Below are 25165 nucleotides of genomic sequence, written 5' to 3'. Positions count from 1 at the left end.
AATCGTGCCTGACGAAATGGCGTGTGCTTCTGCACCTGAATGTACGTATCGGCAGTCTCCGGTCGACCCTCGCGGTCGCATACTTGCTGCACAGAGACCAACCCGAAAGGTGCGACCATGGCTTCGATCGAATACCGACTTCCGCAGGAGCGCAGGATCGTCACCGCGTTCCCCGGCCCGAAATCGTCGGCTCTGGCCGAGCGCCGCAAGGCCGTCGTCGGTGCAGGCGTCGCATCGACGCTGCCGGTGTACGTGGCCGACGCGGACGGCGGCGTCGTGGTCGACGTCGACGGCAATTCGTTGATCGACCTCGGTGCCGGTATCGCCGTGACGACCGTCGGTGCGTCGAATCCGGCTGTCGTTGCCGCCGTGCAGGATCAGGTCGCTCACTTCACGCACACCTGCTTCATGATCGCGCCCTACGAGGGATACATCGCGGTCGCCGAGAAGTTGGCCGAACTCACCCCGGGAGATCACGACAAGCGCACCGTCCTGTTCAACAGTGGTGCCGAGGCCGTCGAGAACGCAGTCAAGATCGCCCGGCACGCCACCGGCCGCTCGGCCGTGGTCGTGTTCGACCACGCGTATCACGGCCGCACGAACCTGACGATGGCTCTGACCTCGAAGTCGATGCCGTACAAGAGTGGATTCGGGCCGTTCGCTCCCGAGGTCTATCGAGTTCCGATGTCGTACCCGTTCCGTGAAGGACTCGGTGCCGACGGATCGGCCGTCACCGGTGCACAGGCCGCCGCCCGTGCGATCTCCATGATCGAAAAGCAGGTCGGCGCAGACAATCTCGCGGCCATCCTGATCGAGCCGATCCAGGGTGAGGGCGGCTTCGTCGTGCCGGCGGACGGCTTCCTGCCTGCGCTGACCGAGTGGGCGCGCAAGCACGATGTCGTGTTCATCGCCGACGAGGTGCAGTCCGGATTCACCCGCACCGGTGCCTGGTTCGCCAGCGAGCACGAGGGCATCGTGCCGGACCTGATCACCATGGCCAAGGGCATCGCGGGCGGTATGCCACTGGCCGCGGTGACGGGCCGGGCCGATCTGATCGACGCCGTGCATCCCGGTGGGCTCGGCGGCACCTACGGAGGCAATCCCGTCGCATGCGCCGCTGCGCTGGCATCGATCGAACAGATGGGGACCCTCGACCTCAACGCCCGCGCTCGCGACATCGAACGCATCGTCGTCGATCGGCTCACGGCGTTGATGCCGGAGGTGGGGATCATGGGTGAGGTTCGAGGCCGTGGGGCCATGCTTGCCGTCGAGCTCGTCGTACCGGGTGGACGTGAGCCGAACCCCGAGGCCACCAAAGCCGTTGCCGCTGCGGCACTCGCGGCAGGCGTGATCGTGTTGACGTGCGGAACCTACGGCAACGTCATCCGCCTGCTTCCGCCGCTGGTGATCTCCGACGAGTTGCTCGACGACGCACTCACGGTCCTCGAGAACGCACTGCGCGACGCTTCGAAGGGACTCTGACATGGCCTTCGAGCAGCTGTTGTCCTCGCTGCCCACCGACCTGTGGCTCGGTGGAAAGCAGACCCCCGCGCAGTCGGGCGCGCGATTCGCCGTCCTGAATCCCGCCACCGGTGAGGAACTGACCACCGTCGCCGACGCAGGCGCGGCCGACGGCATCGCGGCCCTCGATCTCGCTGCCGCGGCGCAACCGGAGTGGGCGGCAACGCCTGCACGGGAGCGAGCCGAGATTCTGCGGCGCGCCTTCGTCCTGTTGCAGGAACGTGCAGCCGATTTCGCTCTGCTGATGACCCTGGAAATGGGAAAGTCTTTGGCGGAGAGTCGCGGTGAAGTCAACTACGGCGGTGAATTCTTGCGCTGGTTCAGCGAGGAAGCGGTCCGAATCGGCGGCCGGTACACCCCTGCACCCGCCGGTAACGGCCGCATCCTGGTCACCAAGATGCCGGTCGGCCCGGTACTCGCGATCACTCCGTGGAATTTCCCGCTGGCCATGGGAACTCGCAAGATCGGTCCCGCGCTCGCAGCGGGTTGCACCGTCATCGTCAAGCCGGCCGAGGACACCCCACTGACGATGCTCCTGCTCGGCCAGGTGTTCGCCGACGCCGGATTGCCCAGCGGTGTGCTGTCGGTGCTCCCGGCCTCGGACGCTGCATCCGTCACCGGTCCGCTGATGGACGACCCCAGACTGAGGAAGGTCACCTTCACCGGATCGACCGGAGTGGGAAAGCTGCTGGTGCGCAATGCAGCCGACCGACTGCTCCGGACATCGATGGAGCTCGGTGGCAATGCGCCGTTCATCGTCTTCGAGGACGCGAACATCGATGCCGCCGTCGACGGAGCGATGCTGGCGAAGATGCGCAACGGCGGCGAGGCGTGCACTGCAGCAAACCGTCTGTACGTGGCCGAGCCCGTTCGCGAGGAATTCACCGAGAAGCTGACCGCGAGAATCGCAGCACTGACGGTCGGCCCCGGTGATCGCGACGGTACCGACATCGGACCACTCATCAACGACAAGCAGCGACGGACGGTGTCGGCACTCGTCGACGATGCCGTTGCCAAGGGTGCCCGCATCCGCACCGGCGGATCGGCACCCGACGGTCCCGGGTTCTTCTTCACACCCACTGTGCTCGACCGCATCCCGGCCGACGCAAACCTGTTGCGCGACGAAATCTTCGGGCCGGTTGCCGCCATCGTCGGATTCGAGACCGAGGACGAGGCCGTCGCCGCGGCCAACGACACCCGGTACGGATTGGTGGCCTATTTCTACACCGAGAGCCTCGATCGGGCTCTGCGGGTCTCGGCTGCTCTCGACACCGGCATGGTGGGGGTCAACCGGGGTGCCATCTCCGACGCCGCGGCCCCCTTCGGTGGTGTGAAGGAGTCGGGCTTCGGACGAGAGGGCGGCTCGGAAGGGATCGAGGAATACCTCGAGACCAAGTACATTGCGCTGCAGTAGACGGGCGCTGCAGTAGATCGCAGCGGTGCGCTCCACTCCTGAGCCCAGCGCGGTACATGCGCTGCCGGGTGGAGCGCACCGGGCGTGCGGTCCCTAACCTCGGGCGGCCGCAATTCGCTTCTCGGCCAGTCGGTCCGCGGCTGCTCCGAGCGAGATCCCTTCGCTGCGTGCCATGGCGAATATGCCGGCGACGGTAGTACGGATCTGTCCGATCGTTGCCATCACCTCGGCCGAATTTCGTCCGCGCAGTTCACCTTCCACCTGAATCAAGCCGCCGGCGTTGGCCACGTAGTCCGGTACCCAGACGATGCCCCGGGCGGCCAGCAGCGATTCGACGTCGGGCGTGAGCAGTTGATTGTTCGCGGCACCGCACACGATGGACGCCGACAGCCGGTCCACCGAGGACGCGTCGAGCGTTGCTCCCATGGCGCACGGGGCGTACACATCGATGTCGGCTCCGATGATGTCGGTTCCGATCGTGACGCCGGGGAAGTCCTGGGCGATCCGTTCGAGGGCGGGTTCGTAGGAGTCGCTCACGAGCACGTCGGCACCCGCTCCGCGCAGGAGTGCCACCAGGTTGTAACCCACCTTGCCTGCGCCTTCGACACCTACTCGTCTGCCGGTCAGATCGTCGGAGCCCCAGGTCGATTCGGCTGCTGCCAACAGGGAGAGATAGACCCCGAGCGCCGTCTGTGGACCGCTGTCGCCGGTGCCGCCCGCGGTGGTGTTCTTACCGACGACGTAGGCCGTTTCTTCGGCGACGATATCGAGGTCGTCGCTGTTGGTGCCGACGTCGCCTGCCGTGACATACGTGCCGCCGAGCGATTCGACGAACCGGCCGTAGGCCTCGAGCAATGTCGGGGTCTTGATGACGGTCGGGTCGCCGATGATGACTGCCTTCCCGCCGCCCAGATTCACCCCTGCGACAGCCGCCTTGTAGGTCATCCCGCGGGAGAGTCTCAATACGTCGGTCACGGCGTCCTGCTCGGTTGCGTAGGGGTAGAAGCGCGTTCCGCCGAGTGCCGGTCCCAGCACGGTCGAGTGAATCGCGACGATCGCGCGCAGACCGGTGTCTCGATCGTGGCAGAACACCACGCGCTCGTGCGCGGAGTCGGATGGCATGTCGGGCCGGTCGAAGACGCCGGGTGCGGCCGGCGTCCAAGCCGAATTCGCGGTCTGGGCAACAGAAGAGCGATGTCGAGTGGGTGTGACGGCAGAGTGGTCGGCAACGACGGACACAGTCGGTCTCTTTCGGTCAGGGGATGGGAGCAGATGCAGCGGCTACCCGGATGTCTTGTCCGTCACAGGGTGTCGTGCACGACGCAGACCGGTCAACCGGCATCGCTCGGACCGTGCAGATTGCGTGATGCGGTCGGTATGGGCCCGACGGGGATGGTCGGGGTGCTCAGCGGCGGCCGTCGTCGGCGAGCTGTTCGAGCAACGGCTTGGTTCGGTACTGAATCAGCTCGGACATGGCAATCGACATGTTGGTCCGCTCGACGCCAGGAATGTCGAGGATCAGGCCTGCTATGCGGTACAGGTCGTCGGCGTCGACCGCCGCAATGCGGATGTGCATGTCCGCGGCGCCGGACAGACCGAACACCTCGAGTACTTCGGGGATCGTGCGGAGGTGTTCGGTGACCGCTGCCAACGTGTGCTGATTGACCTGAGCGGTCACGAAGGCCTGCAACGGACGTCCCAGCGACTTCGGCGGAATACGGTGATCGATGGGGGTGAGAGACCCCTTGTCGTCCCACCGCCCGAGGCGTGCCTGGACGGTGTTGCGGGACAGGCCCAACGTGGTGGCGAGTTCGACGCCGGTGGCTCGAGGCTTGGCGCAGAGGGCGAGGAGGAGTCGGGCGTCGGTCTTGTCGAGATCGGTCATTGCGCACTTCCTGTAGCTCGGTCGTTACCCGATATTGTGCACACTGCGTAATTCTGAAGTCATCACTTGTGCACGCTGGGCGTCGGTGGTGTCCTTGTGAAGGACATCACATCACGACGGAGAGTGCCACGGACATGAACACCACCTCGCTGATACAGCTGATCAAGGAATCCGGAACGGTGGTCCGAAACGAGACGTATTCACCTCTGGTCGCGGACATCGACACGGCTGCGATGAAGGAGATCTATCGCGATCTCGTGGTCGTCCGGCGCATCGACGCCGAGGCCACCGCGCTGCAGCGGCAAGGCGAGTTGGGGCTGTGGGCTCCGTTGCTCGGACAGGAAGCGGCGCAGGTCGGCTCGGCCCGCGCACTCGACTCCGAGGACTTCGTGTTCGCCAGCTACCGCGAGCACGGGGTGGCTTACTGCCGCGGAGTCGATCCCACTCGGATGCTCCGTTTCTGGCGGGGATCGACCCTGTCGGGATGGGACCCGTACGAATATCGAATGACGACGCCGGCGATCATCGTCGGTTCGCAGGGTCTGCACGCGACCGGATACGCGATCGGCATGCAGCTCGAGGGTGCCGACGGTGCGGCCATCACCTACTTCGGAGACGGAGCGACCAGCCAGGGCGATATCTCGGAGGCTCTCGGGTTCGCGGCCAGCTTCCATGCACCGGTGGTGTTCTTCTGCCAGAACAACCAGTGGGCGATCTCCGAACCGGTCACCGTGCAGACCAAGTCCACGATCGCGGCACGCGGTGAGGGATTCGGCATCCCATCGGTACGGGTCGACGGAAACGACGTCCTCGCGGTGCTGGCCGTGACCAGAGCAGCGCTGGCCCGCGCCCGTGAGGGCAGCGGCCCGACGCTCATCGAAGCCGTCACCTACCGCATGGGGCCGCACACCACGTCCGACGACCCGACGAGGTATCGATCCGGGGCCATGGACGACGAGTGGCGTGCCAAGGATCCGATCGACCGAATCGAGAAGCTGCTCAGACGAATCGGCGTGTTCGACGACGAGTTCGTGGCCTCGGTCCAGCGGACGGCGGGCGACGTCGCCGCCGATCTGCGACGTGGATGCCTCGAGACCGTCGAACCCGCGGCGATGACGGTGTTCGACAACGTCTACGCCGACGCACACTCTCTGCTCGACGACGAGCGGGCCCAATTCGCCTCCTACCAAGCTGGATTCGAAGGAGTCACGTCATGACCACCCTGGAACGGCCCACCAGCCTGCCGCTCGGCAAAGCCATCAATGCCGGCCTGCGTCGCGCTATGGAGAACGACCCCAAGGTGTTGCTGATGGGCGAGGACATCGGCAAGCTCGGTGGCGTCTTCCGCATCACCGACGGCCTGCAGAAGGACTTCGGACCCGGCCGAGTGCTGGACATGCCGCTGGCAGAATCGGGCATCATCGGTACCGCTGTGGGCCTGGCGATGCGCGGATTCCGTCCCGTGTGCGAGATCCAGTTCGACGGCTTCATCTACCCGGCGTTCGATCAGATCGTGTCGCAGGTGGCCAAGCTGCACTATCGCACGAGCGGAAATGTCAAGATCCCGATGACCATCCGGGTGCCCTACGGCGGCGGAATCGGTGCAGTGGAACATCATTCGGAATCGCCGGAGGGCTACTTCGCCCAGACCGCCGGACTGCGCGTGGTGACCTGCAGCAACGCCGCCGACGGCTACTCGATGATCCAGCAGGCCATTGCCAGCGACGATCCCGTGCTGTTCTTCGAACCCAAACGTCGATACTGGGAGAAGAGTCCGATCGACCTCGGCGTAGACGATCTCGACACCGCCTTCCCGCTGCACCGGGCGCGGGTGGTCACCGAGGGCACCGACATCACACTGGTGGCCTACGGACCGTTGGTGTCCACTGCCCGTAAGGCGGCCGAAGTTGCTGCACACGAGGGTATCTCGATCGAGGTCATCGATCTGCGGTCGCTGTCGCCGATCGACTTCGAGACCGTCGAAGCGTCGGTGCGCAAGACCGGACGGCTCGTCGTCACACACGAGGCACCGGTCTTCATGGGCCTCGGCTCGGAGATAGCCGCTCGCATCTCCGAGCGGTGTTTCTACAACCTCGAAGCTCCGGTGCTACGGGTCGGTGGATTCGGAACGCCGTACCCGGCGTCGAAGCTCGAGAAGTTCTATCTTCCCGACGTCGACCGGATCCTCGACGCAGTGGACCGCTGCCGTTCCCACTGAGCTGCCGTTTCGCCCCGATCACATCCTCCGCCGATACCGACCGAACAGGATTCGACGATGTCCACCATCAAGAGTTTTCCGCTGCCCGACCTGGGGGAGGGCCTCACCGAGGCCGACCTGTTGACCTGGCTCGTCGCGGTCGGTGACACCATCGAACTCAACCAGAACATCGCCGAAGTCGAGACGGCCAAGGCGGCGGTCGAGTTGCCTTCCCCGTTCGCCGGTGTGGTTGCTGCTCTGCATGTTTCCGAGGGCGACACGGTGGAGGTGGGAGTGCCGATCATCGACATCAGAGTCGGCGGTGAGGACGAACCGGTCGCTACCGATCCAGAGCAGTCCGTTTCCCCGATTCAGAACACGTCGTCCGGGGAGGACGAGGACGGGCGCGTCCCGGTGCTCGTGGGTTACGGCGTCGCGAAGGAAGGCTCGAGCCGACGCGGTGGCCGCGTCGACCCACCCGCGGCGTCCGCGCCGAACGATCGGAACGGAAAGCCGCTTGCGGCCCCACCGGTACGAAAGATGGCCAAGGACAACGGCGTCGATCTGAACGAGCTGCCTGCGAGTGGACGCCACGGCGACGTCACCCGTCAGGACGTGGAGTCGTACCTGCAGAGCGGGTCGGATGGGCGGAGTGACACCGATGTGCAGACTGACACCGACGTGCAGCTCGAGACCGAGGCGCAGCAGTCGGGATCCGGGCGGACCGGTCGAGAGGAGCGCACTCCGATCAAGGGTGTACGCAAGCACACCGCCGAGGCCATGGTGCGAAGTGCGTTCACTGCACCTCACGTCACCGAATTCGTGACCGTCGACGTGACCGAGACGCTCGAACTCCTCGAGTCGCTGCGGTCCTCCACACACTTCCGGGACGTGCGTCTGACACCGTTGGCTCTGGTGTCCAAAGCCGTTCTCGTCGCGCTGAAATCGAATCCGTCGCTGAACTCGAGCTGGGACGAGGTTGCGCAGGAGATCGTGACCAAGTACTACGTCAACCTCGGCATCGCGGCGGCGACACCCCGCGGATTGATGGTGCCCAACATCAAGAACTCACACGAGCTCTCTCTGGTGGACATCGCGCGTGCCCTGGCCGACCTGACGCGTATCGCGAAGGAGGGCAAGAGCAGTCCGGCCGATCTGGCCGACGGCACCATCACCATCACCAACGTGGGGGTGTTCGGAGTCGACGCAGGCACGCCGATCCTCAACCCGGGCGAGGCGGCCATCCTGTGCTTCGGGTCCATCCGTCGCACGCCATGGGAACACAACGGCGAGATCGCGTTACGGTCGGTGACGACACTGTCGCTCTCGTTCGATCATCGACTGGTCGACGGCCAACAAGGGTCGGAATTCCTCGCCCTCGTCGGTCGTCTGCTGACTCACCCGATCGATCTGATCGCGCTCGGCTGACCGCGGCGGCGCGGTGTGAATGCCGCCGGGGTTCAGTGCACCGGTTGCGCCGACACGGCCTCGTCCCGATCGCTGCTTGCCTGTGCTCGAATGAAGAACGACGCAGCCACCGCGACCAGTGACACCGCCCCACCGCACAGGAATGCGGTGTGGATGCCTGCCTCGGAACCACCCACCTGCGTTGCCCCGTCGGAGATTCGGGCCGCTGCGGTGTTCGACATGACGGTGACGAACAACGCGGTTCCTGCGGCTCCGGCCAGCTGCTGCACGGTGTTGAAGATTGCGCTGCCGTGCGAGTACAGGCGGGTGGGAAGGGATCCGAGCGAGGAGGTCATCAGCGGAGTCATGATGAGCGCGAGCCCCGCCGAGAGCAGCATGTGGATACCGACGACCAGCGGTAGTGCCGACTGTGCGTCCAGCACCGTCATCGACCACAACGCGGCGCTCACCACCATGGCTCCGGGAATGACCAACGGGCGCGGCCCGATTCGGTCGAAGATGCGGCCGACGAAGGGTGCGAGCAGACCCATCAGCAATCCGCCGGGCAGAAGCATCAGGCCGGTTGCAAGGGTGTCGAGTCCGCGCACGTTCTGCAGATACATCGGCAGGAGGATCAGGGCACCGAACAGGGCCATCATCGAGATCGCGATCATGCCGAGTCCGATGCTGAAGGTGGGGGTGCGGAACGGACGCATGTCCAGCAGCGCGCCGCCGCGTTCCTGGCGGGCGATCTGCCGCAGCACGAAGACGACGAGTGCGATCACTCCCACCACCAACGGCAACCAGACCGGTACGACCGACTCCTCGGCAGAATGACCGAGGCTGCTCAGGCCGTAGACGATGCCGCCGAACGCCAAGGCGGACAACACGACCGACGTGGGATCGAACGAGGGCCGTCCCGTCTCGGTCACGTTCTTCACCAGTGTGGTTCCGATGCCGAACGCGACGAGCGCGATGGGAAGCACCAGCCAGAACATCCAACGCCAATTCAGCGAGTCGAGAATGACTCCGGAGATGGTGGGGCCGACAGCCGGTGCGACGGCGATGACGATGGAGATCACACCCATCATCGCGCCGCGCTTGTGGGCCGGGACAACGGTGAGCACTGTGGTCATGAGCAGCGGCAGCATGATCGCCGTCCCGCTGGCCTGCGTGATGCGGCCGAGCAGAAGTAGCTCGAAACCGGGTGCCGAGGCCGCGAGCAGGGTGCCGACGGTGAACAGGGTCATCGCTGTCACGAACACCTGACGCAGCGTGAAGCGTTGGAACAGGTAGCCGGTGACGGGAATGACCACCGCCATGGTCAGTAGGAATCCAGTGGTGAGCCACTGGGCCGTCGTTGCCGTGATCTCGAGGTCGACCATCAGGGTCGGGAGCGCCACGCTCATGATCGTCTCGTTGAGGATCATGACGAAGGCTGCGATGACCAATATGCCGATCAATAACTTGCTGCCCGGCGCGAGTTGCTCGTCGGGGGTGCGGTCGGTCTCGGGTGAACTCATGTGTCGACAAACTTTCGCGTATGGGATCGAAGCGTGCAATCGTATGTAGATAGCTTCAATCATTATGACAGTGACTGTCAACTTGACGATTGCTGGTAAGTTGACAGCGAATGACGACCGCAGTCGACGGATGGACGAGGATGAGCGAACGAGTGCCGGACCTGCGAGAGCGACGTCGCCGAGAAACTCGGCTCGAGATCACTCGCGCCGCACTCGAGCTGTTCGAGAAGCAGGGCTGCGCCGCGACCACGGTGGACGAGATCGCGCGCCGAGCGGGGGTGTCGCCCAGTACGTTCTTTCGCAGCTTCGCCTCGAAGGAGGAGTCCGTTCTCGGCATCGACCCTGACTTCGAGGTCGACTTCGACCAGTGGCTCGCTGCCACCGCGCCCGAGCACATCACGCTGCCTGGAATCGAAGCGTTGTACGAGCAGTCCGTCGAGCGACTGTCGACAGCGCCCGAGGAGGAGCGCGACCGACTCCTACGCACTCGGCGATTGATCGGTATCGACGCGCATCTGCGGGCCGCAGCCTTCGCGGCCGACGCGATGACACTGTGCCGCGTCACCGATGCGGTGACCGAGCGCCTCGGCGACCACGAATCACGTTCGTATGCACGACTGTTGGTCGAAGGTGCCGGTATGGCCCTGCGCATCGCCTTCGACGACTGGGCGGTACGGGTCGACGGCGGGCAGGATGCAGACCTGCTGGACATCTATCGGACGACAGTGCGCGATCTGCGACGCGTCGTCGCCGGCTGACATCTCACGTCGTGAGTAGAACTTCGTAGCCCAGGTCGAGTTTCCGCGCACGTGGCGCGCAGCGCCTCTAGCCGAGGCGGCGGGGCGACAGATCCGCTTCGAGAAGGCCGCGCTCGGCCACGTCGGCCGGAACCGGTTCTCCGCGAACGACAGCCGCGCCCACCCGGGCCAGCGCCGCGCACGTCTGAATTCCGTAGCCGCCCTGCCCGGCGCACCAGAAGAAGCCCTCGAGCTCGGGGTCGAACCCGACCACCGGGGTGCGATCGGGAACGAAGCTGCGCAGTCCGGCCCAGGACGAACGAACGTGTCGCGCGGTCAGGGTGGTCACCTCGGCGATGTCGTCGAACGCCCGCGCGATCTCCAGCTCGTCCGGACGGGCATCGCTCGGTTCGACCGCCGTCTCGTCGGCCGGCGAACACAACAGTTGTGCGCCTTCGGGTTTGATGTAGAACTTCTCGTCGATGTCGCTCAGTGTCGCCAGATTCTCTGTGTCGAGATCGTCGGGTGCGGAAACCATGAAGACCGACCTGCGCTTGGGAACCAAGCCGATGTGGCGGGCCCCCGCCATCGCACCGACGACATCCGCCCAGGCCCCTGCCGCGTCCACGACCAGTGGAGCCCGATGAGTCGTCCCGTCCGAGGTGTGTACGTGCCACAGACCGTTCACGCGCTCGAGCTCGGTCACCGAGGCCTTGGTGTGGATCCGTCCGCCCCGCTGTCGCAGACCTCCGACGAAGCCCTGATGCAGAGCATGGACGTCGACCTCCATCGAATGCGGTTCGTACAGAGCACAATCGATCAGCTCGGGCCGTAGCGGTGGGAAGAATGTGCATGCGTCGGTGGGGGAGATCAGCTGCGCGTCGGGAGTGAGGCGACTGACGTCGGTGTACATCGCTTCGAGGGCATCGCCGCGTCCCGTGGCCGCGAATTGCAACAGTGGACGCGGAGTGAGCAAATCCGACCGGAAGCAGTCGGGTGGGTTCACCAGAAAGTCTCGGCTGGCGGTCGTCAAGGCGCGAATCGTGCTGTTGCCGTACGTCTCCAGAAACAGAGCCGCGGATCGACCGGTGGTGTGGAACGCCAGCGTGGACTCACGCTCGAGCAGCGTGACACGGCGGTCGCCGGCGAGTTCGTATGCGAGTGAGACACCGCCGATGCCGCCGCCGATGACAACGACGTCCGAGAGGGCAGGCTGTTCGGTGGCGCTCATGGATGTCTCCTGTTCGGCTTCGGCGTGAACCACTGCGCTCCGGGGCCGACTGCTTCGTCGAAGATCAGCCACGTCCGCGTCGAGAGTATCCCGTCCAGCCCTTGCAACTTGTCGAGTACCAGGTGTCGCAATGCCGAGTTGTCCGGAGCGCGCACGAGGACCAAGGCGTCGAAGTCTCCGCCCATCAGACTGACGTGTTCGACGAAGGGGAACGTGCTGAGGTCGTCGGCGACAGCCCGCCAGGAATCCTGCCGAATCGACAGTGCGACATACGCGGATGCGCCGAATCCGGCTTTCTCGTACGCGATACGGGCGGTGAAACCCTCGATCACACCTTCGTCGACGAGGCGGTCGACGCGAACGTAGGCATGTGCGCGGGAAATGTGGGTGGCCTCGGCGAGGGCCCTCATGGACATGCGCCCGTCTCGGCTCAGTTCGGTGACGATCCGTCGGTCGACGTCGTCGAGTTCGTACTCGGTCTCGCTCGGTGCCATACGTCCACTCCAGACCGATCTCGATGTAAGCTCGTGGACGAATAGTCACACAGCGAGCTTCAGTATGCCATCAGTCTGCAATCCGGTTCCTGATTTGATAGTCGGTCCATTTCGACACAGTCTGTGTAGAACGCACCGACGACGAACCAGCGCAGGAGGGGACCCCATGGCCATGACCGACACGCTCGAGCACGTCACGACCTCGGTCGCACGACGCGTTCGCGAGGGACACGAGGCGGACTTCGTCGAATGGACCGACCGGGGCATCGACCTGGTGCGAACCTTTCCGGGCTTTCTCGGCGGGGGCTGGCTGCGCAGCTCGGCCGAATCCAGTGACTATCACGTGGTGTATCGATTCGAGACGCACGACCATCTCGAGGCGTGGTTGCGTTCGGAGGCGAGGCGCGATTGGCTCGGCCGTGGCCGACCGATAGCGGACGACGTTGTGACACATCGGCTTTCCGGCGTGGAGGGATGGTTCGAGCCACAGTCGAACTTGACCGACGCCGTGCGCGTCGTGGGCGGTCCGCCGCCGCGGTGGAAGCAGGCCGTGTCCATCGGTGTTGCGTTCTATGCCGTCAGCCTGTTGGTGAACCTCGTGATCACTCCACATCTGACCCACCTGAACGTGGCCCTGCGGACTGCGGTCGTAGTGATGATGTGCACTCCGCTGATGGTGTACGTGGTGATGCCGTTCGTCACCGCACGACTGCGAAAGTGGCTCGTACCGCGCGGTTGACGGCCACGGCCCTGCTCGTTGCAAGCCGAGCGGTACCCTCTGCGTCATGCGAATCGGACAGACCGCCCCGGATTTCGAGCTGCCCGATCATTCCGGTGAACGTCGTGCGCTCACCGAGCTCACGGCGTCGGGGCCGGTGGTCCTGTTCTTCTATCCGGCTGCGAACAGTCCGATCTGCACGGCCGAGGCGTGCCATTTTCGGGATCTGGGAGCGGAGTTCGGCAGGTTCGGTGCGCAGCGAGTGGGGATCAGCACCGATACCCGAGACAAGAACCAACATTTCGCGCTGCAGAGGTCGTTCGACTTCCCGTTGCTCTCGGATTCCGACGGTGCGGTGGCCGAACAGTTCGGAGTGCGGCGCGGCGGGTGGTTCGCCCGCAGGCGTCGACTTCGGGATTTCGAGCGCGGCCACTCGAACGTGGCTCGTCGCAGTTATCTACGGCAGTTGTTGTCCGTGAAGCGGACGACGTTCGTGATCGATCGGCACCGTACGGTGCGGATGGTGGTGCAGAGCGAGCGCGGTCACGTACACGCGACCAAGGCGCTGGAGTACCTGCGGTATCTGTCGTGAGCGTCAGTCGTTGGCACCGCTGAAGAGGGCCGTGTAGACGGCGGGCTTCGTCGCTTCGGCCGAGGCATCGGTCGATGCGTCGTCGGGGTGGCTGAAGAGCGCCTCGTTCTTGTCTTTGTGTTCCATTCCCCGAGCATGCACCTCATCGGTCGCAATAGCCACTTGCCGCGCGGAACGACCGCGCTCGGCCGGTCGCGTTCGGTGGAATACTGCCCGGGTGTCCGATGAAACGTTGTTCGAAGCTCTGCGGCGTGAGCCCGATGCCGAGGCACCCAATCTGCATGCGGTCGACGCGGCAGATCGTCTGCTGCTCGATACCGTCGCCGAACTGGGGGTCGACCGCACGGCACCGATTGCTGTGATCGGCGATCGCTACGGCGCTCTGACTCTGGGTGCGGCGGCCCTGGGGTTCACCGACGTGCGAGTGCACCAGGACGCTGTTACCGGCGTACGCGCTCTGGAGCTGAACGCGGCGCGTGTGTCGATGGTCGGCACGTACACCCACCACGGGCTGGGTGCGGGACTGCTCGACGGCGTCGGCACCGTGTTGATGCAGTTGCCACGAGGTCTGGCCGAGCTCACCGAGATCGCCGAGCACATCGCGGCGCATGCGCTCCAGAACGTCGTCGTCCTGGCCGGCGGCCGAGACAAACACATGACGCCTGCGATGAACGACATCCTCGGGCGGTCGTTCGAGACCGTCACGGCGGGTCGGGGACGGCAGAAGGCGCGGGTACTGACCGCGACCGGGGCAGTGGCGTCGGAGATGACGTATCCGGTCGACAAACGAATCGACGACCTCGGCCTGACGGTCGTGGCCCACGGCGCGGTCTTCGCCGGGGCGGGCCTCGATATCGGGACGAGATTCCTACTGGGGTTCGTGCCGAAGATGGCACCTCGCGCAACCAACGCCGTCGATCTGGGGTGCGGCAGTGGAATCCTCGCGACCGAATTGGCTCGAACCCGGCCCGGTCTCGAGGTGATCGCAACGGACCGATCGGCCGCAGCCATCGCGTCGGCCGCTGCCACCGCCGAGGTGAACGGGACGACGGTCTCGGTGGTGGCCGACGACGCGATGTCGACGTTCGAGTCCCGGTCGGTCGACCTGATCGTCTGCAACCCGCCGTTCCACGAGGGCGCTGCGGTACACACAGGCGGGGCAGGCAAGTTGTTCGAGGCCGCCGGACGCGTGCTGCGGCCGGGCGGACAGCTGTGGACGGTGTTCAACACGCACCTGAACTATCGTCGGGCTCTCGCCGACGCCGTCGGGCCCACCGATCCGATGGGACGCAACACCAAGTTCACCGTCACTCGCTCGGTGCGCCCGAGCGAGTGACGGTGAAGACCAGATGCGAGAGCGTCAGGTGACGGGGCCGCCGTCTTCCGGGGTGCCGTCGATCTGGCCCCTGTCGCGCCCACGATCCTCGACGAGAGTCCCTTCGACGATCTCGGCCTGACGCTGGCCTTCCGCGTAATCGATGTCGGGATCCTCGTCGGACTCCTCGATGACGTGGTCGACCAGTTCTTCGGTCAGTTCGTCGTCCGGGGTCTCGGTGATCGGGCGGTCGAGATCCTCCTCGACGGCGATGTCGGGTTCTTCCTCGCTGAGCTTGAGGTCGAGGCTCTCACCCTCGGCTGCTTCACGGGCGGTCGTGCCGAAACTGTTGGCTTCGCTCCAGTGGTCCGGGGGATCGACCACGGTGTCGCCGTCGTCGTTGCGCACCTCGTCGGAGTCGAGGCTTTCGCTTTGGTCCAAGGTCTGGTCGGGTCCGTCTTCGATTGCCATTTCCTCATAGTGCCCGTTTCGATTCGGTGTCACACACGCGGTCGTGGCTGCCTGTCGAGGGGCGACCCGGTAGAGTCCGTTTTGTCCGACGTAGAGGTTCTCGTCACGGGAACTTTTGTCCGGATGTCGAACGTTCTACTGATGACCGACGGGGAGATCCCCGGTGGGGATCAGAACTTACGAAGGGAAGAGACACGGTGCGCACCTCCAGCAACCCGGTGTTCCGCAACCTGCCCAAGCAGCAGGGCGGCGGATACGCCACATTCGGATCTGCGACGGCTGGAGCCTCGCAGGCCGCAACGTTCGGCCAGCATCCCGGAACACAGGCCGACCCGTACACCACGCAGCCCGCCGAGCGGGCCATGACGATCGACGACGTCGTCACCAAGACCGGCATCACGCTCGGTGTGCTGAGCGTCACGGCGATCATCTCGTACTTCCTGGTCTCGGGTAATCCGGGCTTGGCCATCCCCTTCGTGATCGGCGGCGGCCTCATCGGCTTCGGCTTGGTCATGTTCGCGACGTTCGGTCGCAAGATGGACAACAAGGCAATTGTGCTTGCCTACGCCGCGGCGGAAGGTGTGTTCCTCGGCGCGCTGTCGCTGATGTTCACCGACGTCTCGTTCGGCGGAGTCGGCGGATCGGCACTGATCGGCCAGGCCATCCTCGGCACGTTCGGCGTGTTCTTCGGCATGCTGATCGTCTACAAGACCGGCGCTATTCGCGTCACGCCGCGTCTGACTCGCATGATCGTCGGTGCCCTCATCGGTGTCGTCGTGCTCATGCTCGGCAACCTCGTCGCCAGCTTCTTCATGGACGGTGGATTCGGGCTGCGTGACGGCGGACCCATCGCCATCATCTTCAGCCTCGTCTGCATCGGCATTGCGGCGTTCAGCTTCCTGCTGGACTTCGACCAGGCCGATCAGCTGATCCGCGCACAGGCTCCCGAGAAGGCAGCCTGGGGCGTCGCCCTCGGTCTGACCATCACGTTGGTCTGGCTGTACGTCGAGATCCTGCGTCTGCTGAGCTACTTCCAGAACGACTAGTACTCACGCGAAAAGCCCCGCCCTCCGATTGGCGGGTTCTAACGATCCCCGCAACACCCTCGATTTGAGGGAGTTGCGGGGATCGTGGCATGTGCTGGGTTGAAGGTGCGGTTTTTCGAGGCGTTGGACCGTGAGGACGGGAATGTCAGCGCGGCCGCACGCTGTGTCGGGGTGAACCGGAACACTGCCTTCGGGTGGGTTCGTCAGGCGGGTGTGCAAGGGCGCGGAAAGAGCGGCCGGGCCGAGCATTCGGGTCGGGGACGATACGAGGAACTCCGCTCGTCGGGAATCTCGCGGCGCGAGGCTGCTCGGGAGGTTGGGGTCCACCTCCGGACCGCGCAGGACTGGGACGGGGGCATCCGCAAGATCGGTGGTGCGCGCCTGCACCCGGATGGTCGACGTATCGACTACAAAACCGGTATGACAACGTTCGTCACCGCTGCTCAGAGGCCGTCGCTGGCCCGCATCGAGTCCACACTGCACCCTCGGTATCTGATGGTGACCGACCGTGAACACATCGCCGACCTGCGTCGAGCCGGGTGTTCGCTGCGTGAGATCGGACGCCGCCTCGGCCGGGCGGCCTCGACCGTCAAACGCGAGATCGACACCTACGGCATCGCCGACGAGTACCACCCGCACCGGGCACATCGGCTGTGGGCTATCTCGCGTGCCCGGCCGAAACCGGCGAAGCTGGCGGCACAGGGTTCGCTCCGGTCCTACGTCGCCGGCAAACTCGCCCTGCAGTGGTCGCCCGAGCAAATCTGCCACGCTCTAGTTGTCGACTTCCCCGATGACAAGGCGATGCGTGTGAGCACCGAAACGATCTACCAGGCCATCTACGTACAGTCGCGCGGCGGACTACGCCGAGAAGTTGCTGCCGCATTGCGCACCGGACGTACTCGCCGCGTACAGCACCGCTCACCCGAGCAGCGCACCTCACGATTCGTCGATGCGATGGTGATGATCTCCGAGCGGCCGGCGGAGGTCGCCGACCGCTCCGTGCCCGGGCACTGGGAGGGTGATCTGATCGTCGGTACTCGATCGGAGTCGGCGATCGTGACATTGGTCGAGCGTTCTACCCGGTACCTGCTTCTCGGTCACCTCCCCGGCGGGCACACTGCAGAGGAGGTCCGGGACGTTCTGGTTCCTCTGATCGGTTCTCTCCCAACGCATTTGCGCGGTTCACTGACGTGGGACCAAGGGTGCGAGATGGCAGCGCACAAGCAGTTCAGCGTCGCCACCGGGGTGCCGGTGTACTTCTGCGATCCACACTCACCATGGCAACGCGGATCGAACGAGAACACCAACGGCTTGCTACGCCAGTACTTCCCCAAAGGCACGGACCTGTCCGTGTACAGCGCCACCGACCTCGAGAACGTTGCCCACCGCCTCAACTCCCGTCCACGCAAAACGCTCGGCTGGAAAACTCCAGCCGAGCGTCTACGTGATCTACTGACAGGCATCTGACCATCAGGTGTTGCGAGGACCCCTAGAATCCGCCATTCGGAGGGCGGGGCTTTTCCGTTGTGCGTCTCGGATCAGCTGAGACGTTCGAGCACCATGGCCATGCCCATGCCGCCGCCGACGCACATGGTCTCGACGCCGAACGTCTTGTCCTGTGTGGTCAGGTTGTTCAGCAGAGTCGTGGTGATACGGGCACCGGTCATGCCGAACGGGTGGCCGATCGCGATGGCACCGCCGGAGACGTTGAGCTTGTCCTCTTCGATGCCGAGGTCACGGGCGGAACCTAGGACCTGCACCGCGAAGGCCTCGTTGATCTCGAACAGGTCGATGTCGGAGATGGACATGCCCGCGATCTTCAGCGCCTTACGGGTGGCCTCGATCGGCCCCAGGCCCATGATCTCGGGAGACGTGCCGGTGACGCCGGTGGACACGATGCGAGCCAACGGGGTCAGGCCCAGCTCCTTGGCCTTGGTGTCGCTCATGATGACGAGCGCTGCTGCGCCGTCGTTGAGCGGGCACGCGTTACCGGCGGTGATGGTGCCGTTCGGACGGAAGACCGGCTTGAGCTGGCTGATCTTCTCGTACGTGGTGCCGGCGCGAGGGCCGTCGTCGGTGGTGACGACGGTGCCGTCGGGCAGGGTCACCGGCGTGATCTCCCGCTCGAAGAAGCCGGCGTTGATGGCCTCTTCGGCGCGGTTCTGGCTGCGGACGCCCCAGCGGTCCTGGTCCTCACGGCTGATGCCGGTGAGCAGGGCGACGTTCTCGGCCGTCTGGCCCATCGCGATGTACGCGTCGGGCAGCTCGCCGTTCTCGCGGGGATCGGTCCAGCTGTCCGCGCCCTCTTCCTGTGCCTTCTTGGTACGGGCCTCGGCGTCGGCGAAGATCGGGTTGTGGCTTTCCGGAAGCGAATCCGAGCTGCCGTGGATGAAGCTGGACACGCTCTCGACGCCTGCGGAGATGAACACGTTACCCTCGCCTGCCTTGATCGCGTGCAGCGCCATGCGGGTGGTCTGCAGCGAGGACGAGCAGTAGCGCGTGATCGTCGTTCCGGGCAGTGAGTCGTAGCCGAGCTGAACCGCGACGATGCGGGCGAGGTTGTTGCCCTGCATGCCGCCGGGCAGGCCGCAGCCCAGGAGCAGGTCGTCGATGTCCTTCGGGTCGAGCGAGGGCACCTTGGCCAGCGCGGCGGCGACCATCTGAGCGGTGAGGTCGTCGGGACGAATGTCCTTGAGCGAACCCTTCATCGCCCTCCCGATCGGTGAGCGCGCGGTGGCGACGATGACTGCCTCTGGCATGAGATCTCCTTCGATATCGATACTGCTTATCTGCTCTGTTACCGCCGAGTAGGCGATGTCTCCCGATCGAACTTACAACCCTGCCTGACGGCCATCTCCACGACGTAGGAGATCCTCCGCCGCGCTGTCGATCTCGGCGTCGAGCTCGGCAGTTCTGCGCCGGAGAAAGCGGTCCACTGCGGCGGTGGCGCGGGGGATGGCTCTGCGTGATTCAGCGGCGGCGGACACCGTCGGCAGTTCGGGCAGTGGACCGCCGTGCCATACGCCGAGGGCCGAGGCGAGCACCGGCAGAATCTGTTGCGCGGCCAGCTCGTACCCCGCAGCGGACGGGTGGAAGCGGTCCGCCGAGAACATCGTGTCGGGGGCGGCCAGAAACTCCGGTGCCAGCAGATCCGCCAGGGCTACCGGATGCCCGCCGGCGCCGAGAGTCCTGGCCGTCTGGGCATGGGCCAGCCGCCGACCCCAATTGCGGACGACGGTACGCAGCGGTTGCGGAATGGCCGTCACGACACCGAGATCGGGGCACGTTCCCACGGCGACGACGCAGCCCTTGGCCGTCAATCGTTCGACTGCATCGCCCAGCCTGGCCGCTGATGCCGGAATGGAGAATTTCTTGGTGACGTCGTTCGCGCCGATGAAGATCACCGCGGCATCGGGCGGCGGGCCCGCGACGAACATGGCGTCGACCTGACCTTCGAGTCCCTTGGACGTGGCACCGGCAATTGCTTTGGTGCTCAAGCGGATTCGTTGACCGGTTTCCTCGGCCAACCCGCGGGCGAGCAGGACACCCGGGACCTCGTCGGCCACAGTGCAACCCACGCCTGCCGCGGTGGAGTCGCCGAAGATCATCAGATGAATATCTGCTGAACTTCCGATGCGCCACCGCTCGGGTGCCGCGCAGCCGGCGGTGTAGACCCCGTCGGCCTCGGGTGGCTTGGCAATGTTGCGTCCGATGACGCCGCGGGCCGCAGCGGCCTGCCCCATCAGATGTCGGTACGCGGCCCAGGACGCAGTCCCTGCTCCAGAGCCTGCAAGTACCGTCGCGGCGCTCGCTTTCGCGGCGGTACGCCATCCGCTCGCCGTCACAGATCGATCCCTCTCGTCGTGCCCCCGCACCATCGTATGCGGGTGTCGACAGCCGTGGCCGAGAGTCCGATACCTGCATCTGGGAAGATGGAGCAATGCGCATCGCACAGCACATCACCGAACTCATCGGCAACACCCCGTTGGTGAAGTTGTCCTCCGTCATCGGCGACGGCGCCGGCACGGTCGCAGCCAAGATCGAGTACCTCAACCCGGGTGGTTCGTCGAAGGACCGCATCGCCGTCAAGATGATCGACGCAGCCGAGGCCTCGGGCGAGTTGAAGCCCGGCGGCACCATCGTCGAGCCCACGTCCGGTAACACCGGCGTCGGCCTCGCGCTCGTCGCTCAGCAGCGTGGCTACAAGTGTGTGTTCGTGTGCCCCGACAAGGTCGGTGAGGACAAGCGCAACGTGCTGCGTGCCTACGGTGCCGAGGTCGTCGTCTGCCCCACGGCCGTCGCGCCCGAAGACCCCAACAGCTACTACAGCGTCTCCGACCGACTCGTTCGCGAGATCGAGGGAGCGTGGAAGCCGAACCAGTACGCCAACCCGGCCGGCCCGGCCAGCCACTACGAGACCACCGGGCCCGAGATCTGGGCCGACACCGACGGCAAGATCACGCACTTCGTCGCAGGCGTCGGCACCGGCGGGACCATCTCCGGCACCGGCAAGTACCTCAAGGAGGTCTCCGGCGGCAAGGTCAAGGTCATCGGCGTCGACCCCGAGGGATCGGTGTACTCCGGTGGCACGGGACGTCCGTACTTGGTCGAGGGTGTCGGTGAGGACTTCTGGCCGACCGCCTACGACCCGTCCATCCCGGACGAGATCATCGCCGTGTCCGACAACGACTCGTTCGACATGACTCGTCGCCTCGCCCGCGAGGAAGGCCTGCTGGTCGGCGGCTCGTGCGGCATGGCTGCTGTCGCGGCCATTCAGGTTGCCGAACGCGAAGGCCCCGACGCGTTGGTTGTCGTCCTGCTTCCCGACGGCGGTCGCGGCTACCTGGCGAAGATCTTCAACGACTCGTGGATGTCGTCGTACGGATTCCTGCGTTCGCGGTTGGACGGCACCACCGAGGAGACCTCGGTCGGCGCAGTGCTGCGTGGCAAGTCCGGCGCTCTGCCCGATCTGGTGCACACCCACCCGTCCGAGACCGTGCGTGACGCCATCGAGATTCTGCGCGAGTACGGCGTCTCGCAGATGCCCGTCGTCGGAGCCGAGCCGCCCGTCATGGCAGGCGAGGTCGCCGGCAGCGTCACCGAACGCGATCTGCTCAGCGCCGTGTTCGAGGGTCGCGCAGCGTTGGCCGACCCGGTAGCCAAGCACATGAGTGAGCCGTTCCCGCTGATCGGTGCCGGCGAAACCGTCTCCGACGCCACCAAGGCCCTCGGGGAGTCCGATGCGCTGATGGTCGTCGAAGAGGGTAAGCCCGTCGGCGTCATCACCCGCCACGATCTGCTCGGTTTCCTCAGTAAGGGTGCCTAGGCATGTGAGTGGAACTTCGTAGCAGGCTACGAGGTTCCGCTCACAAGCGGCGCAGCCGCCTTATCGGAAAGCGCTGGAGCCCGTCAGCGCCTGCCCGATCACGAGTTGATGGACCTCGGATGTGCCCTCGTAGGTGAGGACGGATTCGAGGTTGTTGGCATGCCGGAGTACGGGGTATTCCAACGTGATTCCGTTGGCGGCCAGGATGGTTCGGCATTCACGAGCGATCTTGATGGCCTCGCGCACGTTGTTGAGCTTGCCGAGTGACACTCGCTCGCCCGGCAGTTCGCCCTTGTCCTTGAGCCGGCCCAGATGCAGCGCGAGCAGTTGACCCTTGCCGAGTTCGAGCGCCATGTTCGCGAGCTTGGCCTGGGTGAGCTGGTATCCGGCCAGCGGCTTGTCGAACACCGCGCGGGTCTTGGAGTACTCGACGGCCGATTCGATGCAGTCCCGCGCCGCGCCCATCGCTCCGAACACGATGCCGAATCGGGCCTCGTTGAGGCAGCTCAACGGTCCGCTCAGGCCGCGGGCCTCGGGCAGCATCGCGTCGGCAGGAAGCCGGACGTCGTCGAACACCAGCTCGCCCGTGATCGACGCGCGCAGAGACAGCTTCTTCTTCACCGTGTTGGCGGTGAATCCGGGGGTGTCCGTGGGGACGACGAAACCCCTGACCTTGTCGTCGGTTTGAGCCCACACGACGGCGACGTCGGCGACCGGACCGTTCGTGATCCACATCTTGCTGCCGTTGAGAATCCAGTCGTCACCGTCGCGCTTGGCGCGGGTGAGCATGCCGCCGGGGTTGGACCCGAAGTCTGCCTCGGTGAGACCGAAGCAGCCGATGAGCGAACCCTCGGCCATCCCCGGCAACCACTGCTGCTTCTGTTCCTCGGACCCGTACTTCCAGATCGCGAACATCGCCAGCGAGCCCTGCACCGAGACCAGTGAGCGGATGCCGGAATCGATGGCTTCGAGTTCGAGGCAGGCCAGCCCGTACGCCGTCGCCGATGTTCCGGCGCAGCCGTAGCCCTCGAGGTGCATGCCGAGCAGGCCGAGCGAGCCCAGCTCCTTGGCGAGTTCACGCGCGGGAACGGTGCCCTCGTCGAACCAGTCGGCGATGTGTGGTCGGATGCGTTCGTTGCCGAACTTGCGGACGGTGTCCCGGATCTGACGTTCTTCGTCGTCGAGGAGGGAATCGATCGCGAACAGTTCGTCGACGCTCTGGGAGTTGGCCACGGTGCCTCTTTCCGCTGGGGGTTGTCTTCGCAGGTTACCCACGCCCCTGCCGGGCGACGCAGGCCGATTAGTGTGGAGGCCATGAGTGAGCAGCGCAGCAAGGCAGACAACACCTCCTGGCAGGGCTTTTCCACGAAGGCGGTCCACGCGGGTTACGAGCCCGATCCACTGACCGGCGCGGTCAACGTGCCGATCTACGCCAGCTCCACCTTCGCGCAAGACGGGGTCGGCGGAATGCGTAGCGGATTCGAGTACGCGCGCACCGGCAACCCGACGCGTCGGCCGCTCGAGGCCAACCTCGCAGCCATCGAATCCGGTACCTACGGTCGCGCTTTCTCGTCGGGCATGGCCGCCACCGACTGCATGCTGCGGTCGGCGCTGCGTCCCGGTGACCACCTCGTCATTCCCAACGACGCCTACGGCGGCACGTACCGATTGATCGACAAGGTCTTCACCCAGTGGGGCATCGAGTACTCCGTGGCCGCGGTCTCGAACGTCGACGAGGTCCGCGCCGCGATGCGTCCGAACACCAAGCTGGTGTGGGTCGAGACGCCCACCAACCCGTTGCTCAACGTCGGTGACATCGAGGCGCTCGCGGGCGTTGCGCACGAGGGCGGGGCCAAGCTGGTCGTCGACAACACGTTCGCGTCTCCCTACCTGCAGCAGCCGTTGTCCCTCGGTGCCGACGTGGTGCTGCACTCGACGACCAAGTACATCGGTGGTCACTCCGACGTCGTCGGGGGCGCTCTGGTGACCGACAGCGAAGAGCTCGACACCGCGTTCGCGTTCCTGCAGAACGGTGCCGGGGGCGTTCCCGGACCGTTCGACGCATTCCTGACCTTGCGGGGCATCAAGACCCTCGCGTTGCGGATGGAACGGCACAGCGACAACGCGGAGAAGATCGTCGAATTCCTCGACGGGCATCCGGCCATCTCGCAGGTCATCTACCCCGGCCTCGAGTCGCACCCGTCTCACGCGGTGGCCGCGAAGCAGATGCGACGGTTCGGCGGCATGGTCTCCGTGCGGCTGGCCGGGGGCAAGCAGGCCGCTCTCGATTTCTGCGCGAAGACCGAGATCTTCACTCTCGCAGAGTCTTTGGGCGGCGTCGAGTCGCTCATCGAGCACCCCGGCGCGATGACGCACGCGTCGACTGCCGGTTCGCTGCTCGAGGTCCCGGACGACCTGGTGCGTCTGTCCGTCGGTATCGAGGACGGTGCCGATCTGGTGGGCGACGTCGAGCAAGCGCTGGCATGATCGTCGCACTGATCGACTCGGGGTTGGGAATGCTCCCGACGGCTGCTCGCCTGCGTGAGTCGCGTCCCGAGCTCGATCTGGTGCTGATGATGGATCCCGACAACGCTCCGTGGGGTCCAAAACCGGATGCGTGGGTGATCGAGCGGGTGGTCGGTACCGCTCGGCATGCCGTCGAACTCGGAGCCGAGGTCGTGGTGCTGCCGTGCAACACGGCCAGTGTGACGGCGTTGAGCCAGGTGCGGGCTGCGCTCGGTGATTCGATCCCCGTGGTGGGGACGGTCCCGGCGATCAAACCCGCAGCGGCGGTCAGTGATCGGATCGCGATCTGGGCGACGGCGGCCACGACGGCAAGTGCGTACCAGGCCCGGTTGATCGACGAATTCGCCTCTCGTCGGACGGTGACCAGCGTGGCCTGCCACGGCCTGGCCGATTCGATCGATCGCGGAGACTCGACCGGAATACGTGCGGCCATCGACGCTGCGGTGGCCGCCACTCCCGACGACGTCGAGTCCATCGTGTTGGGGTGCACCCACTACCCGTTGGTGCTGGACGAGATCGTCGCGCGTCTGCCGGACGGCGTGACGATGTTCGACAGCGCGGCGGCCGTGGCCAATCAGACGGTGCGGCGCGCGGACGAGGTCGGTTCGGCGCGGGCCGGCACCGGATCGGTCTCGGTGTGGCTGAGCGGCATCGAAGGCGTACTGCCGGAGAGTGCACATCGTTACCGCGAGGCGACGGTGCTACTCGACGGTGCGCGGGCCCGGTAGTTCCGCGCCGCCGGGGAATGCCCGGTGGGTTCGT

General features: G+C 65.3%; 24 protein-coding genes. 14 read left to right on the top strand and 10 right to left on the bottom strand.

All coding sequences use genetic code 11. The annotated features are described in order from the left end of the window. Positions 1–117 precede the first annotated feature (117 nt). Both gabT and CH278_RS12490 read left to right on the top strand, forming a co-directional pair. Positions 118–1482 carry a 4-aminobutyrate--2-oxoglutarate transaminase gene (gene gabT / locus CH278_RS12495; protein ID WP_094622009.1) on the top strand — a complete coding sequence of 455 codons (1365 nt, stop codon included), beginning with the start codon at positions 118–120 and terminating at the stop codon, positions 1480–1482. 1 nt (position 1483) lies between these two features. Then, positions 1484–2935, top strand: a complete 1452-nt coding sequence (locus tag CH278_RS12490) for an NAD-dependent succinate-semialdehyde dehydrogenase (protein ID WP_032371093.1) — start codon at positions 1484–1486, stop codon at positions 2933–2935. A 93-nt stretch (positions 2936–3028) separates the two neighbouring features. Here CH278_RS12490 and CH278_RS12485 read toward each other — a convergent pair whose 3' ends face one another. Both CH278_RS12485 and CH278_RS12480 read right to left on the bottom strand, forming a co-directional pair. Continuing rightward, positions 3029–4057 (bottom strand): Glu/Leu/Phe/Val family dehydrogenase, encoded by a 1029-nt coding sequence (locus CH278_RS12485; RefSeq protein WP_094622021.1) that lies wholly within the window; start codon positions 4055–4057, stop codon positions 3029–3031. Positions 4058–4340: 283 nt separating this feature from the next. Beyond that, positions 4341–4820, bottom strand: a complete 480-nt coding sequence (locus CH278_RS12480; protein ID WP_027496234.1) for an Lrp/AsnC family transcriptional regulator — start codon at positions 4818–4820, stop codon at positions 4341–4343. 134 nt (positions 4821–4954) lie between these two features. Between CH278_RS12480 and pdhA the strand changes: the two genes are divergently transcribed. Genes pdhA through CH278_RS12465 form a run of 3 tightly spaced genes read left to right on the top strand, consistent with a single transcriptional unit; the run spans position 4955 to position 8445 of the window. Next, positions 4955–6037, top strand: coding sequence for a pyruvate dehydrogenase (acetyl-transferring) E1 component subunit alpha (gene pdhA / locus CH278_RS12475; protein WP_094622008.1), 1083 nt, complete (start codon positions 4955–4957; stop codon positions 6035–6037). Further along, positions 6034–7038 (top strand): alpha-ketoacid dehydrogenase subunit beta, encoded by a 1005-nt coding sequence (locus CH278_RS12470; protein ID WP_032371090.1) that lies wholly within the window; start codon positions 6034–6036, stop codon positions 7036–7038. The genes pdhA and CH278_RS12470 overlap by 4 nt, the downstream gene beginning before the upstream one ends. Positions 7039–7095: 57 nt before the next feature. Further along, complete coding sequence (locus CH278_RS12465; RefSeq protein ID WP_094622007.1) at positions 7096–8445, top strand: dihydrolipoamide acetyltransferase family protein; 1350 nt, start codon at positions 7096–7098, stop codon at positions 8443–8445. 32 nt (positions 8446–8477) lie between these two features. Here CH278_RS12465 and CH278_RS12460 read toward each other — a convergent pair whose 3' ends face one another. Then, positions 8478–9947, bottom strand: a complete 1470-nt coding sequence (locus CH278_RS12460) for an MDR family MFS transporter (protein WP_032371088.1) — start codon at positions 9945–9947, stop codon at positions 8478–8480. Positions 9948–10057: 110 nt separating this feature from the next. On the opposite strand from CH278_RS12460, the gene CH278_RS12455 reads away from it, so the two are divergent. Continuing rightward, a complete protein-coding gene (locus tag CH278_RS12455; RefSeq protein WP_230593018.1) occupies positions 10058–10705 on the top strand; it encodes a TetR/AcrR family transcriptional regulator in 648 nt (215 codons plus the stop codon). A 67-nt stretch (positions 10706–10772) separates the two neighbouring features. On the opposite strand, the gene CH278_RS12450 is transcribed toward CH278_RS12455, so the two are convergent. Both CH278_RS12450 and CH278_RS12445 read right to left on the bottom strand, forming a co-directional pair. After that, positions 10773–11915 (bottom strand): NAD(P)/FAD-dependent oxidoreductase, encoded by a 1143-nt coding sequence (locus tag CH278_RS12450; RefSeq protein ID WP_094622020.1) that lies wholly within the window; start codon positions 11913–11915, stop codon positions 10773–10775. Further along, complete coding sequence (locus tag CH278_RS12445; RefSeq protein ID WP_027496240.1) at positions 11912–12409, bottom strand: Lrp/AsnC family transcriptional regulator; 498 nt, start codon at positions 12407–12409, stop codon at positions 11912–11914. The genes CH278_RS12450 and CH278_RS12445 overlap by 4 nt, the downstream gene beginning before the upstream one ends. 172 nt (positions 12410–12581) lie before the next feature. Here CH278_RS12445 and CH278_RS12440 point away from each other — a divergent pair, with 172 nt between their 5' ends. Beyond that, positions 12582–13148 carry an antibiotic biosynthesis monooxygenase gene (locus CH278_RS12440; RefSeq protein ID WP_032366526.1) on the top strand — a complete coding sequence of 189 codons (567 nt, stop codon included), beginning with the start codon at positions 12582–12584 and terminating at the stop codon, positions 13146–13148. A 46-nt stretch (positions 13149–13194) separates the two neighbouring features. After that, positions 13195–13719: a peroxiredoxin gene (locus tag CH278_RS12435; protein WP_027496242.1), complete on the top strand. Its 525-nt coding sequence runs from the start codon at positions 13195–13197 to the stop codon at positions 13717–13719. Positions 13720–13722: 3 nt separating this feature from the next. On the opposite strand, the gene CH278_RS27980 is transcribed toward CH278_RS12435, so the two are convergent. Further along, positions 13723–13845, bottom strand: coding sequence for a hypothetical protein (locus tag CH278_RS27980; RefSeq protein ID WP_255032376.1), 123 nt, complete (start codon positions 13843–13845; stop codon positions 13723–13725). Between the two features lie 91 nt (positions 13846–13936). On the opposite strand from CH278_RS27980, the gene CH278_RS12430 reads away from it, so the two are divergent. Then, positions 13937–15055 carry a class I SAM-dependent methyltransferase gene (locus CH278_RS12430; RefSeq protein ID WP_094622006.1) on the top strand — a complete coding sequence of 373 codons (1119 nt, stop codon included), beginning with the start codon at positions 13937–13939 and terminating at the stop codon, positions 15053–15055. A 24-nt stretch (positions 15056–15079) separates the two neighbouring features. Here CH278_RS12430 and CH278_RS12425 read toward each other — a convergent pair whose 3' ends face one another. Next, positions 15080–15505, bottom strand: a complete 426-nt coding sequence (locus CH278_RS12425) for a hypothetical protein (protein ID WP_027496244.1) — start codon at positions 15503–15505, stop codon at positions 15080–15082. Positions 15506–15702: 197 nt separating this feature from the next. On the opposite strand from CH278_RS12425, the gene CH278_RS12420 reads away from it, so the two are divergent. Together CH278_RS12420 and CH278_RS12415 are read left to right on the top strand one after the other, a co-directional pair. Beyond that, on the top strand, positions 15703–16551 hold the full coding sequence (locus tag CH278_RS12420; protein WP_094622005.1) for a Bax inhibitor-1/YccA family protein: 849 nt from the start codon (positions 15703–15705) through the stop codon (positions 16549–16551). A 288-nt stretch (positions 16552–16839) separates the two neighbouring features. Further along, entirely contained in the window at positions 16840–18018 is a 1179-nt protein-coding gene (locus tag CH278_RS12415; RefSeq protein ID WP_143536247.1) for an IS30 family transposase, read from the top strand. Positions 18019–18089: 71 nt separating this feature from the next. Here the strand turns inward: CH278_RS12415 and CH278_RS12410 are convergent, their stop codons facing one another. Together CH278_RS12410 and CH278_RS12405 are read right to left on the bottom strand one after the other, a co-directional pair. Then, positions 18090–19310, bottom strand: a complete 1221-nt coding sequence (locus CH278_RS12410) for an acetyl-CoA C-acetyltransferase (RefSeq protein WP_094622003.1) — start codon at positions 19308–19310, stop codon at positions 18090–18092. A 72-nt stretch (positions 19311–19382) separates the two neighbouring features. Beyond that, the gene (locus CH278_RS12405; RefSeq protein WP_371128947.1) at positions 19383–20429 is read right to left on the bottom strand and encodes an SGNH/GDSL hydrolase family protein; all 1047 of its coding nucleotides are present in this window, start codon (positions 20427–20429) and stop codon (positions 19383–19385) included. Between the two features lie 62 nt (positions 20430–20491). On the opposite strand from CH278_RS12405, the gene CH278_RS12400 reads away from it, so the two are divergent. Next, positions 20492–21877: a cystathionine beta-synthase gene (locus CH278_RS12400; RefSeq protein ID WP_027496256.1), complete on the top strand. Its 1386-nt coding sequence runs from the start codon at positions 20492–20494 to the stop codon at positions 21875–21877. A 60-nt stretch (positions 21878–21937) separates the two neighbouring features. Here CH278_RS12400 and CH278_RS12395 read toward each other — a convergent pair whose 3' ends face one another. After that, positions 21938–23110 (bottom strand): acyl-CoA dehydrogenase family protein, encoded by a 1173-nt coding sequence (locus CH278_RS12395; RefSeq protein WP_032388183.1) that lies wholly within the window; start codon positions 23108–23110, stop codon positions 21938–21940. A gap of 81 nt (positions 23111–23191) precedes the next feature. Here CH278_RS12395 and CH278_RS12390 point away from each other — a divergent pair, with 81 nt between their 5' ends. Both CH278_RS12390 and CH278_RS12385 read left to right on the top strand, forming a co-directional pair. Then, a complete protein-coding gene (locus CH278_RS12390; RefSeq protein WP_032365667.1) occupies positions 23192–24364 on the top strand; it encodes a cystathionine gamma-synthase in 1173 nt (390 codons plus the stop codon). Then, complete coding sequence (locus CH278_RS12385; protein ID WP_032391299.1) at positions 24361–25131, top strand: glutamate racemase; 771 nt, start codon at positions 24361–24363, stop codon at positions 25129–25131. The genes CH278_RS12390 and CH278_RS12385 overlap by 4 nt, the downstream gene beginning before the upstream one ends. Positions 25132–25165: the final 34 nt, after the last annotated feature.

Source organism: Rhodococcus sp. 05-2254-5 (genome assembly GCF_002258575.1).
GTDB classification, from domain to species: domain Bacteria; phylum Actinomycetota; class Actinomycetes; order Mycobacteriales; family Mycobacteriaceae; genus Rhodococcoides; species Rhodococcoides fascians.
This window is presented reverse-complemented; position numbering and strand designations above follow the sequence as displayed.